This is a genomic window from Leptospira alstonii serovar Sichuan str. 79601, assembly GCF_000347175.1.
Classification (GTDB): domain Bacteria; phylum Spirochaetota; class Leptospiria; order Leptospirales; family Leptospiraceae; genus Leptospira; species Leptospira alstonii.
The window spans coordinates 1-15563 of record NZ_ANIK01000100.1; the positions used below are offsets into that span (position 1 = coordinate 1).

Genomic DNA, 15563 nt, shown 5'->3' on the forward strand with positions numbered 1-15563 from the left:
CTCAGACCTTGTGTTATCAATGAACCTCGTCAGAGATGGATCCTAAAGGATAATTCCTTTTGGACTGCGGATGGGTTTTATCGTTTGAAGGATACCAATTGGTACGGCTATATCTCAAGAAACTCTAAGGATTATTATAACCACACCTTGGACTCTTCGATGGATGATTGGGCGAAAACGGTGGCCACTCCCGGCAACATCAGCGTTAAAACTTTCATAGCTTGGAATTTGGGAAACGACCGCTACTTTATTCGTTCCAAAGGTTCTGAAAAAAATACCACGTCCATCTACTACAATCCAGAAAGCGGACATCTCGCTCAATACGATCCCGTTAGCGGATCTCTCTATTGTATGTATTCCAAGGTGGATAGTTATCAATGGAATTGGGTTCAATGGGGATTGTGTAGTGACGCAGCTATTAGTAAGGATAATCCAGCGTATTGGAACGTCCAACTTGAGACCGACGAAGGAGGAATGATCACGGATTACAAAGGTAATGTTCTAAGAGTTACCAGGTATGGATCGAATTGGGGTGTTGCTTATGCAGCTAAACCTTCTTATTTGGAAAAAGATACAACCAATAGTCCGACCTCTCTGTTTACCGTTGATAAAAACTTACTGGATTGGGCGCGTTACACGGCGGGCAATCTCGGTAAGACGGAACAATATTGTCCGGCCGGTAGCAAGGAAAGTCATGCGTATAAAAGAGAAAAAAGGACCTTACCGCCCGACTTTCAACTAAGCGATGCTTGGATTCGAAGGCTTTATGCGATAGCAACTTCAGTATCCGCTCAATCTTCGACTACTACGTCTCGTGGAATATGCGGCGCTTGCGCGCTTCATAGTTTTCAGATGATAGCGGAACTTCAGGAGTATCATTCACAAGGACCTCTTCAGAGCGGAGGTTATTTTTTCGATACGGCTCCGGATACGGATCCTTTTATCTCGTTCGGTCAACGTTATCCGAATTTGGAAAGGTTGTTAGAAGATGTACCTAAAAAGTATGCTCCTTATCCTCTGTATTTCACACAAAGGTTCTTGTCATTTGCATCCATTAGTACTATGTTGCCTCAGTATCTTTGGTCTACTTCCAATGAATTCACTACTCGGGCCGATATACTTTCTCACATTAGTTCACTCGTCAATTCCCCTCCTGGGAGTATTTGGTTGGGAGTAGTGACGAGGCAGTTTCCTAATGGAACTACAGATGGACACACGGTTCCAATTCTTAGGACCTCTCGGGGGTTAGTAGTAATTCCAACTAACGCACTCACGAGTTTGTGGACATTTGAAACCTTTAGGAGATCTTTAACGCCCACTACAAATCTGTCCCAAATAGTTGCGAGTCTGGAGGACTCGGGTACACTCACATCTTTTACAACTATACAACCGCTGGGTCTTTCCACAAATATGTTTGAATCTATGATCTCTAACAGGAATTGCACGGGAGAAGGCGAAGACAGAAGAGGCACGGGGGAATACCCAACAAGCACAACCGTAAATCAGTGTCCGAGCGGCAGATGTGCGCTACCGTTACCATTTTAAGGAAATCTCTATAAGGAACCTCGAAAACCTGCATTTTTTGCAAATCGATATTAGAGTTGTTGAAAAATTCAATAGTCGCGTTTAACAAAACTGCTTCATCGTCCGTTTCAATGAAACGGAAACAGATGGAGAATTAATTTTTCAACAACTCTGTTATGGAATGCTTTAGAAGAGCTTTTTGCGCTTATCCAAATATCGAGACGAAAGTTTTTAGAGGTTCTCTATAAAATTTAAATACGACAATCGTCCTATCAAATTTTCGTATGAAATCTCCGTTTTGGGACCTTCATTCGGTAAAAAATTCACTTTATAGGGGTTCTCGTAAGTTATAAAAATACAGGAAAATGGTTTCCGTTTTTTGAATTGAATGATATGCTCTCTAACCGAGTATTCTATGAGTCTTAAATTTCATATCGCCGTTTCTTTCGGCAAAAAGCTTCTTCAAGATTCAACAAGAATCCTAATCGAAGTTGCGCCTTATGTATTCTTTTTCTTTCTTTCGATTCCTGTTTTGATTGGGAGCAGATCCAAGGGAGAGCTAACCATCGACGGAAAATACAAATATTATAATGTAGGATTGCAGGATCAGTTTACCTTTCTTGAAATCAACGGACAAATCGAAAATCTTTCCGGAAAGGATCATACGGAAGCGTTCTTTACGATGAACTTTTACGATAAGGACGACTATCTTTTGGAGTCCTGTCAATTTGCTGTGCAGGGACTGCCTGTGGGTCACAAAAGAGATTTTTATGCAAGCGCCAAATACGTGGATCTGAAATTGATTAAACGTTTTACGATCGAATTCGAAGGCAGTAACTAAAAAATAAAAATGGATATAAGACTTTACTTATGAACAAAAACAAATTCTTTTTCGCGTTTTTTTTGATCTTCGCTCTAAACTGCGGTTCCACCGTTCATCCCGGACAAATCGGGTTGTTCTGGAAACCTTTCGGAACCAGCGACGTTGGACTCAGTAAAGATCCCGTTCTAAACGGATTTTATTGGTTATTACCTTGGAACGATATTTATACGTATTCCACACAATGGGATTCTCATAAGGAGAAAGTGGACGTTCTTACAAACGACGACTTGAAGATCGACGTTCAGGCAGTGATCATCATGAGACCGATACGAGATGAAGTCTATCAACTTCATATAGAAGTCGGACCGGAATATTATAAAAGTATTGTGCAACCCGAGTTTAGAGCTTCTATTAGGAACGTGGTTTCTCACCACCAAATGATTCAGATTTCAAAAAATAGCGCAGTCTTGGCAAAGGATATTAAAACCGCCGTCATTGAAAGAACGAAAGGAAAACATATCGAAGTGTTCGACGTCATATTGGACGATATCGAATATTCTCCCAATATGCTCCATGCGATCGAAGCGAAGTTGACTAAACAACAGGAACTCGAACAGCAAAAATACGAATTGGAGATTGCGGAAAAGAATATAGAAATCGCCAAGAAAAAAGCCAGAGCCGACGCGGAAGCACAGTTGATCCGCGCCGAAGGCCAGGCGAAATCGCAAGCCATTATCAGCGAAAAGCTGACCACGAGATATTTGCAGTATAAGGCGTTTGACAATCCGAATTCTAAGTTGATCTTCGTGCCTCAAGGCAAGGATAACCTACCGATCGTGATCAGCCCGAAAGAATGAGGGGTTCCCACAAATTTTAGTTGAGGTCAAAGCTTAGTCGTATAACGGAAGAATTGTGGGAGTTCCCACATTTCAAGTGGCGAGGGTTTAGGTGTAGCGTCCCAGAAAAAGGAAGGCCCAATGACAACGATCAAACGTTATCGTATACGTCTAACACTTGGACAAAACAATAGTTCGCTTTTTGAAAGCGAATCTTAACGGCCTTAGTCGAATAACGGACGGCGACATATCCCAAAAAGGTTTTGGATGGAGTTCTAAACGCCAGGTCCCGTCCGGTCTGGGGGTATAGAAAGCGAATTGAAGAGTATGAGGTTCCGTCATTCTTATTGCTTCCATGTAGCCGACCGGATCTTCGGGTTGCGATACGACGTCCTTAATCTCCAAGGCATTGTTCAGGAAATAATACCAATAGTCGACGCCGTCATAGTAATTGAAATCGGTGATTAGCAAATAACCCCAAGGACATTGGAACTGAGCTGCCAACCTTTCCCCTTGCAACAGGATGCCGGTATTCTTGTCCTTGAAGATCAGCGTGATCGACGTGTTTACATATTCCGTTTTCTTTATATTCTTAATAAAATCGAAATCCGAAACGGTTTTCATAAGTCGCCGTTCTTATTCCGAAATTTTCAGTGTAACGCAACCAAGGAATGAAACTCAGGATCGTCCCTGAAGTTATTGAAATCGCTGTCCTCAAAATCCTTTTTCGGTTTTCCTAAACTCAATGCCAGTTTCGTATAACGTATAACGTTCGGTTTGTTCTTTTCCAAGGAATTCAAACAAGCGAGGTTGAACGCGAGTCTCGCGTCCCGAATGTCGGGAGGTAAGAGCTCGTCGAGTAAAGCAAGATATTTGTTTCCTCCGTATTTTGCGATGAACACGATGATGTCTCCGGCAAAATACTCCGCGGTGTTGTAAGAATTTCCGGTTTCGTTTCCTTTGAGAGTGGAATTCTTACCGATTCCCAAAGAACGATAGACGTCGTTATAACAATGAAGAACCCAATCGGCGACGTCGGGTTTATTTTCTCTTAAAAATCGATTGAGTGCGGCGGAACTCATTTGCATTCCGAGATTCATAAGAGTCGTTTTCTCTTCGTCGCTCGAAACCTTGTTTTTGTATTCCAGGATCCTATCGAATTCCTTTTGATAACGTTCTTTGTTCTCTTGAAAATTTTCGGCGAGACGATCGATACTCTTTTCGATCGTATTTTTCCAAACCCAAGGATAATCTTCGAGAACGTCTCCGGCTATATCGTCGATGAGTTCCTGTTCTTCTTCGGAAATTTCCTTTTTCGGTTTTTCCGGAACCGACTTTGAAAATAAGGTTTTAAAGAATTCATCTTGAACCCCTTCGGAAGAATGATAAGCGACGGTCGCTTCTTCATCGTGATAGTGTGAATACGCGATATAAACTCCGTCTTCGGCTCTTGGAAGTTTTTTGAATTCCTCCCCGTTTGCAATGGAAATCAAATTCTCGACGGAAAGATACGCGAGTATGTCTCTCGTAATGGAATAGTCGTCCTCCAAAATTTCCATAACCTCGTGTCCGTCCAATTCATCCTTTTTGTCTTTTCCTAAAACGGATTTGTAGAATGAAGTAAAGTCGAGAGGATAATCGATCTCATTGGCTCCTTCTGATATGGCATCGTCGTAGTTTTCCCCCGCGTGCCAGTCCAATCCGAGAAAAATAATTTCCCCCGCGTCGTCCCAATACGAATCGACGACCAGAATATTTTCGTTTACGGCGTCTCCTTCGGATAAGGATAAGATCCACTTTGAAATCGTATTATGAATGTATAAAGCTAAGGAATGCCAATCATACTCTAACAGGCGTTTGGCGACTTCGGGTTGGTTCTCCGAAAGTTCGACCGCCTTATGCGCCGTAAATTCCTGAAAACCCTTGGTGACTATGGGAGAGCCGTCTAACGGAAGTTCGTCGTCCGTGTCCGAATAAATTTCCCTAACCCAACTACAAATTTCCCGAAGTAAAAATCCTCCGAACCCGTAACAAACGGTGGGAGATTCCAGTTCGCAGCTTCCGTGATCCACATTGGAAATTGCAGGCTCTCCATATTTGTTTTTAATAAAAGGATGATATACGAACCAATTTTGACATTGATCATAAGAACCCAAGGATTGAACGTCTTCTAAATTCATTCCTACAATTTCCAGAGGTGTGATCCACCAATCGTCGCCTTCTTCCAAAATCCCTTCTTCCCAGCCGTAATCGTCTTCTACCCGCGCCGGTTTATCCGGATCCTTGGAATGTACACCTTGAATCACAAAGGTAGGGTCGCCGTCATCGTCGTGAAAGATTTCGATTCCGTTAAAGATAGAAACAAAACGAGCCATAGAGCCGGGAACAGAAGAATGAATTTTGCCGAGATAAGGGGGATTCCAACGAAGATGGACCGGAGTTTCGTCGTCATACGACCAAGGAAGAGTGATTACGAATTTATCTTCTTCGTCTATTTTAACTTCCGTAATTTGATCTAAAATTTGTTCCCAAAGGGATTTACATTTTTCGGTTTCGATTAAAAATCGAAAGTGATCCCGCAGCGCTTGTTTTTGATCGGAAGATTCCAGGATTTTTTTCCAGGTTTCCTTATAATTCGGATTACCGGTCAGAGGTTTTAACGAAGGCACACGATCGGATTCTTTGAACCCGAGTTTCGATTTTTCATCTACTAATTTTTGGAATTCTTTGAGACATCGGTCTCTGTTTTCAAAATTGCGAATCGTACGTTTTCCGGTAGAACCGGTTTTTCCGGAGGAAAGAATCAAAGAATATCCCGAGAGTTCGATTTGCCAAAAGGTTTCGGAACCGCTTTCCGAAAGGATGAAGTGTTTTTTCATACTTGAACCAAATTCTTTTTTGATAAGAGTAAGTTGAATAGCATAATTTATTTCGCTTGTGTTTGCCTATCAGTTTATATTCTGAAAACGAGTGAATTATCTTTTCAGAATATTCTAAAAATTGTGATCGATTGTGAACTTATCAGCTTGCGGTTTTTGCGATCGCCTGAACCGGATCGGAAGCGTGTCTGATATCCATTCCCGTATTCAAACGAACCAGTTCTTCCGCAATGTTCACCGCATAGTCGCCGGTTCTTTCCAAACAAAGAATAAGTCTGTATACGTCCGCGAATTGATTTTTATCCAATCTCGAATCCATGACGAATTTTAAAAAAGCCGACTGACAGAGATTATTGATTTCTTCTTCCACGGTATGAACGCTTCCGTAAAAACGATTCTTTTCTTCGACCAAGGATTCGACCGCCATTCCGACGATCGTAATTACCCTGGATAAGAGTTTGTTGAGAATCTCTTCGTCGCAAAAAAATCGATTCGGGATCAGACCTCTTCGAAAACATTTGGCGCAGTTTACAATTTGATCTCCCATTCTTTCCAAGTTTCTCGTGATCCGGATCGCGGAGAGCGCAAATCTAAGAGGGTCGCGTTTTAAAACGACTTCCCCGTCCACCTGATCCATCCCCATGGAATTGCGATTGGCTACGGCCTCCAAAATCGCGTTTTGAGAAAGATTGTCGTTTTGTTTTTCGAGATTATCGATCAAATCGTCTCGGTCAATTAGCTTTCTTGCAAGTTCGGTGTCGTCTTTTTCAAGAGCGTCGTCCAAAAGGAGTACTTGCTCAAGGCATAGTTCCGCCATGCTGTATAAATTTTTACGAAGGAAGTCGAATTTGGAAAACATAAAGAATCGGACGGACAAAGGTTCGAGTAAAAAAGAATCCTTCTTAAAAAACGGGTTTGGTCAAGTAGATTTTCTTTTTGAGCAAAATCTACTTGATGTTTTGTCCCTTAAGGCGGTTTAAGTTAGGCGATTCCCGTTTTGCGGACGATGTGCCAGAGAAGATATGTAAAACTTCCGTATTGCACGATAAAGCCGGTGAAGCGCGCATTGACCGCGAGAACGGAACCGGAACTGAGATGCGCGAGGGTTTGAAAGATTCGCGCACCCAAAACGATCTTCGCCACGAACTCGAACGTTTCGTCTAAAACTCCGGTGAAGGCTGCGATCAAAACTAGGGCCGCGAAAATGGGCAGGTTTTCTATACAATTGAGATGAGCCCGGTTGAGTCTCCAATAGAATTCGCTTCCGTGTTTGATTCCCGCCGGAAACTCGTTCGATTTGTTACTTCCCGTCAATACCTTGAGTGACCGGATGCCGACCACACAAAGTCCGAGTAACAGAGTCCAAAATACAAAACCTAATAATGCGATGATTGCCGGATTCATTCCATTCTTCCTAAATTGTTTTTCGGAAAATGGAATCAAGTCAGGCTTGGAAAGCAAGTCGGATTTATCGAATTTTACGATTCGTGTCGGGAAGAACGATCTTCTGATTCGATTCTAAATCGTTCGGATTGAAGCGGTTTTGTTAATCTGAACTATTGATTTTTTCAACAACGCTAATCCGTAGGATCTCTTTCTTTCGGTTGACGGATTCTATCCCGCCTTCCGCGGTCCATTCGAGTTCCTGATGAAAGGATGAATTTAAGAATAGTATGAAATTCTGATTTTCTAGATTCGATTCTTCTTGGAGCGAGGATGGATAAGAGAAATAAATCGGCGATTTTGTTCAATCTTTTTAAACGGAATTATGACTTGAAACGGACGTCGATCGGATAGAATAGGTCGAGTTGACAAAATGAATTCTAACCTCAATCGAATGAAATTCAAATTGGTATCGAGTTATATTCTATTTTCCTATTGTTTCCTTTTCGCATCGTGTGAAAAGGAAGAGAAAACGAATTATACGGATTTCCTAATGATAATCTGGTGCGCTCAGCCGCTTCCCAATAACACAAGTCCCGTAAATGCGAACGAGATTCGGATTTTTCCTTCGGGCGCCGTTGCGGCAATGTATCAAAGAACCGATTTTTACGACGCCAGTTCAAAGGAGGAAGTTTCACTCGTATTCAGTCCCGATGGAAGAAGTTTTTCCAATCGAACTCCGTCTTTGACGTCCCTTATAGGAGGAAAATTCAATTTTCATTATTTTCTAAAATCGGAAACCGAAATTTATGCGGTAAATCATCACGCGGTAAATTATAAATCCGCGGACGGCGGTCTCAATTGGGCGCCGATGAAGTTTGACGCCGTTTTTTTCGGTCCTATGTTTATGGGACCGAGGGATCAGAGTCCCTTTCATTGGATGCAGTTTTTGGATTCCTCCAATGGAATTCGAATCGGTACGAACACAGACGCTTCTTCCGGTTCACAAGCCGATTATTTTTTGGATCGTACTACGGACGGAGGAGAATCTTGGAGTCGTTCTTCCTTAGGACAAAAAATCAATATTTATGATTTATTATATAAATCCTCTCAAGAAATTTTGTACGCGGGTTACGGTCCTTCTTATTCAAATCTAAACGTTTATTATTCTCCGAGTCCGGGAAATCCTTTTAATGCGACGAACGCTTCCGCTTTCGCCTCTTATTTCGCGAAATTTTCTTTTTTGGATACGCAGAACGGTTGGATTAGCGGAGGCGCTTCTCTGGGACGTACGGTCGACGGTGGAATTACTTGGGCCGCGGTGGCGCATAACTTGACAGGAGGGAAGTTTCGAAAAGTAAAATTTCTTACCACAACATTCGGTTATGCGTTTTACGGTCCGGATCAGTCTTATAAACTTTATAAAACCGTCGACGGCGGCGCAAACTGGATCTTGATTCCTTTGCCGTTTTACTCGGGAGGTATTGACGGAACGTTTGATGCGGCCGCCGGAAAAATCGTTATTTCTTACAAAGAAAAATTGTACGTGTCTAACGACGAATTTGTAACCTACTATGAGGCCGATCCCGGTCTCAAAGGGGAGAGAAATTCTAATTCAAACGCCGTCGGAAATATGGCCTGTGTGTTGTATTCGCTTTAGGGATCGGTTCGAATTTTTCCGGGTTCATCGTTTATTTCTCATCGGCTTAACGTAACTTTAATGTAAGAAAGTTTGGGGCGAATCCGGCCTTGGCAGGCCGGACCGCGCTTTATGCTACAATTCCTTCGGAATTTTCGCTTCAATCGCTTTCGCATCGGTTGTGCCGAATTTACGCTAAACCTGTGGTTTTGAAACGAATGCAGACTGTGAAATATTATAATATTAAGAACTCTCTTTTTAATCTCCGTCCGAGTTGGAAGGAAGGGCGTTTGCTCCTAAAATTCCAATAACTTCCGTCGCAAAGAGGATGCGAAGTTCCTTGAATTTCGAATAAATTTCCGTATTCACGAAACTTAAATTTCCGGCGAGATCGGTTCGGAGCGGGGCGGACGCGTCGATTCTCCCTTGAATGAGGGATTTTAACGCGGCAATTTTCGTTTTAACACGAGCGTCTAACGCGCTATTCTGAAACTGAACGAGATAACTGAGGGATCTCGCTTCGTTATCTCCTGCGTTACCGTAATAAACGAGCTCCAATCCTTCCAAGGAAGATAACAGATCTTGATAGGCAGTGTCGCTGTAAATCGATTCCAGTTTCGCGGGGTATTGAGTCGTTCCCGCAACGGTGAGCCCAGCGGGAACTCCGACTCGAACGTCCTGGTTTATGTATTCCAACTGAACCAATCCGTTGATAAACGAATCGATCGCATCCTTGATTCCTGCGAAGGATCCGTTTCCCGCCGCAAATTCTGCCGCAAAATTTCCGGAAGAAGGACTCCAGGAATTCTGAAGCCGCTGCGAGTCCAATTGAATCACACTTGCCAATGAAACTATGTAGGTTCTTCTTCCCGCGTTCGCATTTGCCGCATTGATTGCGGCTAACGTATGCAATCCGTTTCCGTCGTCGAAAATCAAATATTCCAGCGCGGCAAATCCCTTTCGAGTGAGAGGATAAGAATCGACGGTGTTCGTATTGGGATTCGTTGCTGCGGCGATATTCAAATCGTTTGCCGTAGGACGGTTGGTTTCTCCTAAAATATAACCGTCCAATCGATGAAAGTAATTGGAAGGAAGATAGGACCGGTTGATATAAAAGACTTCGCACTGTTTGAAAATTCTTCTCGCCGCCGACCATTTTGTTTGAAGATCCGCAAGAGTGGTCGCATTCTGAGCCGCTTGATACGCAGTCGCGCTCGTCTTTAATTCGTTAGCTGCGGCGAGAAGACGGGTGAACTGAGGAACGGCGATTTGATTGGCGGTATAATTCAGGAATTCTCCCGTACTTGCGTTTGCGAATAACGCGACGAGCAGGGTTTCCGTTCCCGTAATTTTTCCGAAGTCTTTGCAACGAATTGCCGGAAATACGATCGTCAGACTCAAGACGAGAATCTTGATCCTTCTGCCGAGCGGGAGCGGCGTCCTGGCCGGAAGAATATTAGTAAATTCTAAACTTCTCATAAAGATTCCAGGAATAAAATCAATTTATCCCGATCCGCTTTCGAAAGATTGACGAACTTATTTCTGGACGTCAAAGCCTCGCCTCCGTGCCATAAAATCGCCTCTTTATGACCTCTTGCACGTCCGTCGTGAAGTAAATGATTGTGACCGTTGACTTTTTGGATGAGCCCCGTTCCCCAAAGCGGAGGTGTTCTCCATTCCGTTCCGGAAGCCTCGAAGTCTTCCCGGTTGTCGGCGAGATCGGATCCCATATCGTGAAGGAGAAGATCCGTATACGGTTTGATGTGTTGAAAGGAAATTTCGGGGAATCCTTCCGAGCGGCCCGTGAAGATATACGGTTTATGACAGGAGTTACATCCGATTTCCGAAAAAATTTCTTTTCCTCGAATCACGTCGGGTTGAGTCCAGTTTCTTCTTCCGGGAATGCTCAAAAGTTTGGTATAGAAAGTGACCAACTCCGCCGTTTTATTCGAGATTTCGGCTCCTTCCGGGTTTCCGTTATTGCCCGCGGGAGAAGCGAAACAATTTGCTTGCGCGCCGACGCAATTTTGATTCGGAAACAGAGGACTCGTAATTCCTATATCTCCTAAAAACGCTCCTTGGTTTTGCTGAAATAAACTCGGTTCGTTGGCCTTCCATCCGAATCTTCCCAAAACTTTCTTTTGTAGTTTTGCGTCCCAAACTAAATTCGGTTTTCCTGATATTCCGTCTCCGTCGGAATCGTTTTCGTCCGCAAAGGAAAGGATCGTGGATTCCGGGATCGCTTCTAAAAGTCCGAGTCCCGGAATCATCGGCGAAGTTCGAGGAGATTGATTTACGAGTGCGGGAACTCCGAAATTCCAATTCGAAATCGTGAATGTAGGTCTTCTGAGAGAATACGCTTCTCCGTCCGGAAAGTTTCCGGGTTCTTCCGCAAAGGTTACGGTTGTGGTCGCTTCCGCCGGGACAACCGGAGGTCCCGCAACTCCGCGATTGTTGATCTGAAGTCCGTAGTTGTCGAGCCCGACCGGTCCGCCCGTGATCGGATCTTTTCCGTTTTTACTGACTCGAATCAACATCGTCGAAAAAACGTTGCTTCCGTTTGTGGGAGGAGTTCCCCTTCCGTCTTTCACGTGACAACCGTTGCAGGAAGTGCTGTTAAAAACGGGACCCAGTCCGTCGGAAGCCGAATTTCCGCCTTGAACCCAAACTCGATTGAAGAACGAATTTCCGCCTTGAAAGTCTATGTTTCCGCCTTCTCGGAGATTGGCGGAGGCGAGATCGAAAGCGTTCACTGTGGTGTCGAAGGTCGTGGTTAAACCGCCGGAGTATTGTTCTCCGGGGTCCATGTTTGCAAGAAAAAGAAGAAGGACCGCCATGTCTTGGTCGTGATTCTTCTTTTTATGGTTGAAAATATCGGGAAGACATTGCGTGAAAAATCCGAATAGGATTCCTATGAAAAGACCCATTCGGATTTTAGAATATATTGAGACCTTAAAGCAATAGATTGTTGATGATTCTTTAATTTTCATTGTGACTCGTTTTTTTTACTTAGAGTTTTGTACTAAAACTTTCAAAATACACGAAAACTTCCTCATCGAAGCGTAAAAGTAAACGGGTTTTTAGCACAAACTTTTAAACTTGAATATAATCAATGCGAAAACGATTGAAGCGGAGTCAATAAATTGAAACTAAATACGATATATTGTATAACGTTTCTTTCATGCAATTTATTGACTGCAGCTGAAAGCGCGGTCCGGGACCGGATTCGCCCAAACTTTTTTAAGCCGAACTCAAGTTAAATAGAGAAATCCGTGATCGAAACGCCGATGATTTTGGCGGCATCGGTGATCGTCTTTTTCACAGTATCTCCGATCAACTTCTGCGTATCAAAAAGAATTTTGTATTCCGAATCCGTATTTCTGATGATCTGATCGTATCTTTCCGTCAGGGAGCCGGACGGACAAGAAGCGGTGTAATTCGGATCGGCCGTTTGTTCCGGAAGATTGATACAGAATACGTCCCTGGAAGCCGTTACCTGCGGAGTGATCGGAGGAGCGTTGAACGTTCCGAAAAGGCTCCTTAGTCCCGGACCTGTGGAAACCACGGTTCCCTTTTTCAGTTCGTAAGATCCGGACCAAATGTTCAATACACTTTGAGCATTATAATAAAAGTCGGCCTTTGTGGTATCGCTGAAACAGGAATGTTCCTCTTCTTGTTGTCCGCCGAAAGTTCCCGTAAGTCTTTCTCCACCCCATTCCCCCGCGATGAATTTTCCGAGCCCTTGAAAGATGGAAGTGATCGCCGCGTTCGGATTGGATTTGAAAGCGTTCGAATATGTCGCTCCGTCCGCGTATTGGTCTCTGATGAGCCCTAGTTGTAATACTAATCCGTCGGTAACCGCTTTCACGTAAGCTCTTCTTCTGGCAGGGGCTCCGGCGCCTACGAAGTCGGCGATAGGACGTTGTCCTGAGATTTGGTTGACTCCTCCGTTGGACAGGTCTTGTCCCCAGAGAAGATATTCGATCGCGTGCCAACCCACTGTGATTGCGGTTTCGTCGTCGTTATCAACTGCGTTGTTTGCTGCGGCATCGCCGTTTGTGGCTACGATTGCGGCGTAAGTGGTTGCGTCAGCCCCGCCGATGTAGTTATTAATCGCGGTTTCGTCTAATGGCCATGCGTTGATCAATCCCTCGCATTCCTCGTCTCCGGACCCGTCCGCGTTGCCTCCACAACCTAAGGCGTCCGTATTGTCGATCGGTCCGGACGAAAAACGAAACGCTTCGGTTACGAGGTAAGTGGCTCTTGCTTTGACGTATAGATTTTTAAGATTTGTATGTTCCGCCGCCGTTGGGTTTGCATTGGCTGCAAAAGCCGTCACTGCGGTTTGGAGAGTGATTGCGTCTTTGTAACTTTGATCGTAGGATTCATAACCGAGCTGTAGATAACGATCGACTACCTGAGCTTTACTTGCCGTAGGTTGCATCCCTAACGCGAGCAAAGCGCCTAACAGGACGGTATTGTTCTGATTTTCTTCCGATTTGCAATTCGAGAAGCAAAGTGAAGCCGTAATCAGAAGAAGAAAAGAGAGAGTAATTTTTTTGAGATTCATTCAAGTTTCCTGAAAGTTTTTAAAAAAGATCCCGGGAGAGAGCCGTTGCCCGCAACCGGGGAATTTTCGATGAACTGGTTGTTATGATATTGATACTAATTCTCAATATCATATTTTTTGTCAATTGAAAATCTTGGTTGGGATGAATTTGCGGGAACGTTTTAGGCGCCGGTGGATAGTGAAGTTATGTCCTGGTAGTCAAACGCGAGCGCGTAGTAGTTCCCACATTTAAAACTTCGACATCCGACTCTTACCGACAAACATCTAAAATGTGGGAACTCACACAATTTCCGGTCCAGAAAAAAAGGTTACGATTGCGGAAAGAAAGAGATCAGAGTTCAAAGGTGGCGCCTACATTGATTTGCCGAAACGGGCCGACTTGAATCCCTTCGGGAAGACGGCCCGAAATGTAACGAACGTCGGCTAAATTCTTTCCGGTGATAAAAAGAGTCCAACGTTTGACCGGGTCCTTATAACCCATAGAAACATTGACGAGCCCGTATGCGGGGATTACGCCGGTTTCACCGGAACTGTTCGAAGTAATATTAAGATATTGTAATACTTTTTTACCGAGAGGGTCCGTGACCAAATCGGCCCAATATGCGGTTCGAGTATTTGTGTCGTCGTGATACTGAGCGGAGAAATATTGATATTCCGCTCTCGCATAAAAACCTTTTTGATGAATAAAACTCAAAGCGAGGGTTGCCGTGTCTCTGGAAACGTAGGGGACGTAATTTCCGTTCTTATCTTTTTGGGTTACCATAAAATCGAGAAGAGATTGATTTGCCGTTACCTTAGAGGTGTCGATGGAATATTGATTCATTTTCGCGTCCGCTCTCGTGTAGATCAGATCGATCGGAAGTTTAAAGGAAACGTCAAAAAATTTGGCCGGATCGAACGTAACGTTGGATTCGAGACCGCGACTGTAAGTTCTGCCTCCGTTTTTTGCGGAAGAAGCCGAATCGTTTCCGGAAGCGGAAGAAGTGATGATGATCTGGTTGACGTAGTTCAGGTCGAAGTAAGTCACCTGAGCATTTAAATAATTTGTAATATCTCCCCGGAAGCCGGTCTCGTAGTTATAGGAATATTCCGGATCGATTCGATTGACGACTCCGGAATTGTTCAATGCGTCCTGATATCGCGGAGGTGAAAAACCTTTGTGTGCGCCCGCAAACCAAGTCACATCCTTAATCCAACCGGCGTTTTTTCGAATATCGTAAGTAAGACCGAGTCCGGGAATCACAACGTGATATGTGTGTCTGCTTCCCTTATCCACTTCTTGGGAAGGGGAATTCGGATCGGGTTGATTGGTGGCGGGGTTGACGGTTTGCTGACGAAGGATCGTTCTATTTTGTGTGAACGTTTCGTACCGAACGCCCGGAATGATCGAAAAACAATCGTAGAATTTGAAACTGTTCTGAGCGAAACCCGCGATCGATTTCGTGTTATTGACTTCGTGATCTCTTATGTTTCCCGATTTAGCAAGGGAATATTCGGAGGAAGCGGCGCCCGTCGGCGGATTTTCAAAACCGTTGCCGTAGATCGCATAATCGGGAGTAGACGGTCCGTCTATGTATTTGACGTCTGCAGTTTCGTAGTGGTAACGAAGACCCGCGTCGAGTTGATTTTTGATTCCAAAAAACTGAAAGTCCTGTTGATAACGCGATTCCGCACCCACAAAACGATAAGAACGATTTCTATGACCCACGCCGTCGAGCATGTAAACGGTGTCGCCGGGACGATTCACAAAAGGTTCGGTATCGTAGGATTTGATTACGTTACCCGGAATAGCGCCGAAGTTGGAACCCGTGTTTCGAACGTAGTTCTGTCTTACCCAGTTTCTTTCCGTATAAGCCGCGTAAACTTTTGTCACGAGTTTGGAATGATCGGTGAGCTTCCATTCGTGGCC

12 protein-coding genes are annotated in these 15563 nt (G+C 44.1%); 4 read left to right on the forward strand and 8 right to left on the reverse strand.

Annotated elements, in window-relative coordinates; translation table 11 throughout:
* The 3 genes from LEP1GSC194_RS17670 to LEP1GSC194_RS17680 all read left to right on the forward strand — a co-directional run.
* Positions 1–1545 (forward strand): DUF1561 family protein (locus LEP1GSC194_RS17670; protein ID WP_036043647.1); only part of this gene is annotated, 1545 nt, incomplete at its 5' end.
* Positions 1546–1939: 394 nt separating this feature from the next.
* Complete coding sequence (locus LEP1GSC194_RS17675) at positions 1940–2365, forward strand: FxLYD domain-containing protein (protein WP_020774872.1); 426 nt, start codon at positions 1940–1942, stop codon at positions 2363–2365.
* 29 nt (positions 2366–2394) lie between these two features.
* The gene (locus LEP1GSC194_RS17680) at positions 2395–3204 is read left to right on the forward strand and encodes a prohibitin family protein (protein ID WP_020774869.1); all 810 of its coding nucleotides are present in this window, start codon (positions 2395–2397) and stop codon (positions 3202–3204) included.
* Positions 3205–3354: 150 nt separating this feature from the next.
* Here LEP1GSC194_RS17680 and LEP1GSC194_RS17685 read toward each other — a convergent pair whose 3' ends face one another.
* The 4 genes from LEP1GSC194_RS17685 to LEP1GSC194_RS17700 all read right to left on the reverse strand — a co-directional run bounded on the left by LEP1GSC194_RS17685 (position 3355) and on the right by LEP1GSC194_RS17700 (position 7466).
* Entirely contained in the window at positions 3355–3807 is a 453-nt protein-coding gene (locus LEP1GSC194_RS17685; protein ID WP_020774878.1) for a hypothetical protein, read from the reverse strand.
* A 26-nt stretch (positions 3808–3833) separates the two neighbouring features.
* A complete protein-coding gene (locus LEP1GSC194_RS17690) occupies positions 3834–6062 on the reverse strand; it encodes a WGR domain-containing protein (RefSeq protein WP_020774871.1) in 2229 nt (742 codons plus the stop codon).
* 142 nt (positions 6063–6204) lie between these two features.
* A complete protein-coding gene (locus LEP1GSC194_RS17695) occupies positions 6205–6921 on the reverse strand; it encodes a phosphate signaling complex PhoU family protein (protein WP_017807904.1) in 717 nt (238 codons plus the stop codon).
* Positions 6922–7043: 122 nt separating this feature from the next.
* Complete coding sequence (locus LEP1GSC194_RS17700) at positions 7044–7466, reverse strand: MAPEG family protein (RefSeq protein WP_020774867.1); 423 nt, start codon at positions 7464–7466, stop codon at positions 7044–7046.
* A 433-nt stretch (positions 7467–7899) separates the two neighbouring features.
* Here LEP1GSC194_RS17700 and LEP1GSC194_RS17705 point away from each other — a divergent pair, with 433 nt between their 5' ends.
* A complete protein-coding gene (locus tag LEP1GSC194_RS17705; RefSeq protein ID WP_036043655.1) occupies positions 7900–9105 on the forward strand; it encodes a WD40/YVTN/BNR-like repeat-containing protein in 1206 nt (401 codons plus the stop codon).
* 237 nt (positions 9106–9342) lie between these two features.
* On the opposite strand, the gene LEP1GSC194_RS17710 is transcribed toward LEP1GSC194_RS17705, so the two are convergent.
* From LEP1GSC194_RS17710 to LEP1GSC194_RS17725, 4 genes are all read right to left on the reverse strand, one after another.
* Positions 9343–10563: an imelysin family protein gene (locus LEP1GSC194_RS17710; protein ID WP_020774873.1), complete on the reverse strand. Its 1221-nt coding sequence runs from the start codon at positions 10561–10563 to the stop codon at positions 9343–9345.
* Positions 10560–12074: a di-heme oxidoreductase family protein gene (locus tag LEP1GSC194_RS17715; RefSeq protein ID WP_036043650.1), complete on the reverse strand. Its 1515-nt coding sequence runs from the start codon at positions 12072–12074 to the stop codon at positions 10560–10562. Before LEP1GSC194_RS17715 ends, LEP1GSC194_RS17710 begins: the two co-directional genes overlap by 4 nt.
* A gap of 266 nt (positions 12075–12340) precedes the next feature.
* Positions 12341–13654, reverse strand: a complete 1314-nt coding sequence (gene lruB / locus LEP1GSC194_RS17720) for an imelysin LruB (protein ID WP_020774868.1) — start codon at positions 13652–13654, stop codon at positions 12341–12343.
* Between the two features lie 331 nt (positions 13655–13985).
* Positions 13986–15563, reverse strand: a 1578-nt coding sequence (locus LEP1GSC194_RS17725) for a TonB-dependent receptor family protein (RefSeq protein ID WP_036043653.1), incomplete at its 5' end; no start/stop codon positions are given.

Bases quoted from the DNA above. Each gene is read 5' to 3' on its own strand.
- LEP1GSC194_RS17685 (WP_020774878.1), bottom strand. From the start codon at position 3,807: ATGAAAACCGTTTCGGATTTCGATTTTATTAAGAATATAAAGAAAACG.
- LEP1GSC194_RS17705 (WP_036043655.1), top strand. From the start codon at position 7,900: ATGAAATTCAAATTGGTATCGAGTTATATTCTATTTTCCTATTGTTTC.
- LEP1GSC194_RS17690 (WP_020774871.1), bottom strand. From the start codon at position 6,062: ATGAAAAAACACTTCATCCTTTCGGAAAGCGGTTCCGAAACCTTTTGG.
- LEP1GSC194_RS17700 (WP_020774867.1), bottom strand. From the start codon at position 7,466: ATGAATCCGGCAATCATCGCATTATTAGGTTTTGTATTTTGGACTCTG.
- lruB (WP_020774868.1), bottom strand. From the start codon at position 13,654: ATGAATCTCAAAAAAATTACTCTCTCTTTTCTTCTTCTGATTACGGCT.
- LEP1GSC194_RS17675 (WP_020774872.1), top strand. From the start codon at position 1,940: ATGAGTCTTAAATTTCATATCGCCGTTTCTTTCGGCAAAAAGCTTCTT.
- LEP1GSC194_RS17680 (WP_020774869.1), top strand. From the start codon at position 2,395: ATGAACAAAAACAAATTCTTTTTCGCGTTTTTTTTGATCTTCGCTCTA.
- LEP1GSC194_RS17715 (WP_036043650.1), bottom strand. From the start codon at position 12,074: ATGAAAATTAAAGAATCATCAACAATCTATTGCTTTAAGGTCTCAATA.
- LEP1GSC194_RS17695 (WP_017807904.1), bottom strand. From the start codon at position 6,921: ATGTTTTCCAAATTCGACTTCCTTCGTAAAAATTTATACAGCATGGCG.
- LEP1GSC194_RS17710 (WP_020774873.1), bottom strand. From the start codon at position 10,563: ATGAGAAGTTTAGAATTTACTAATATTCTTCCGGCCAGGACGCCGCTC.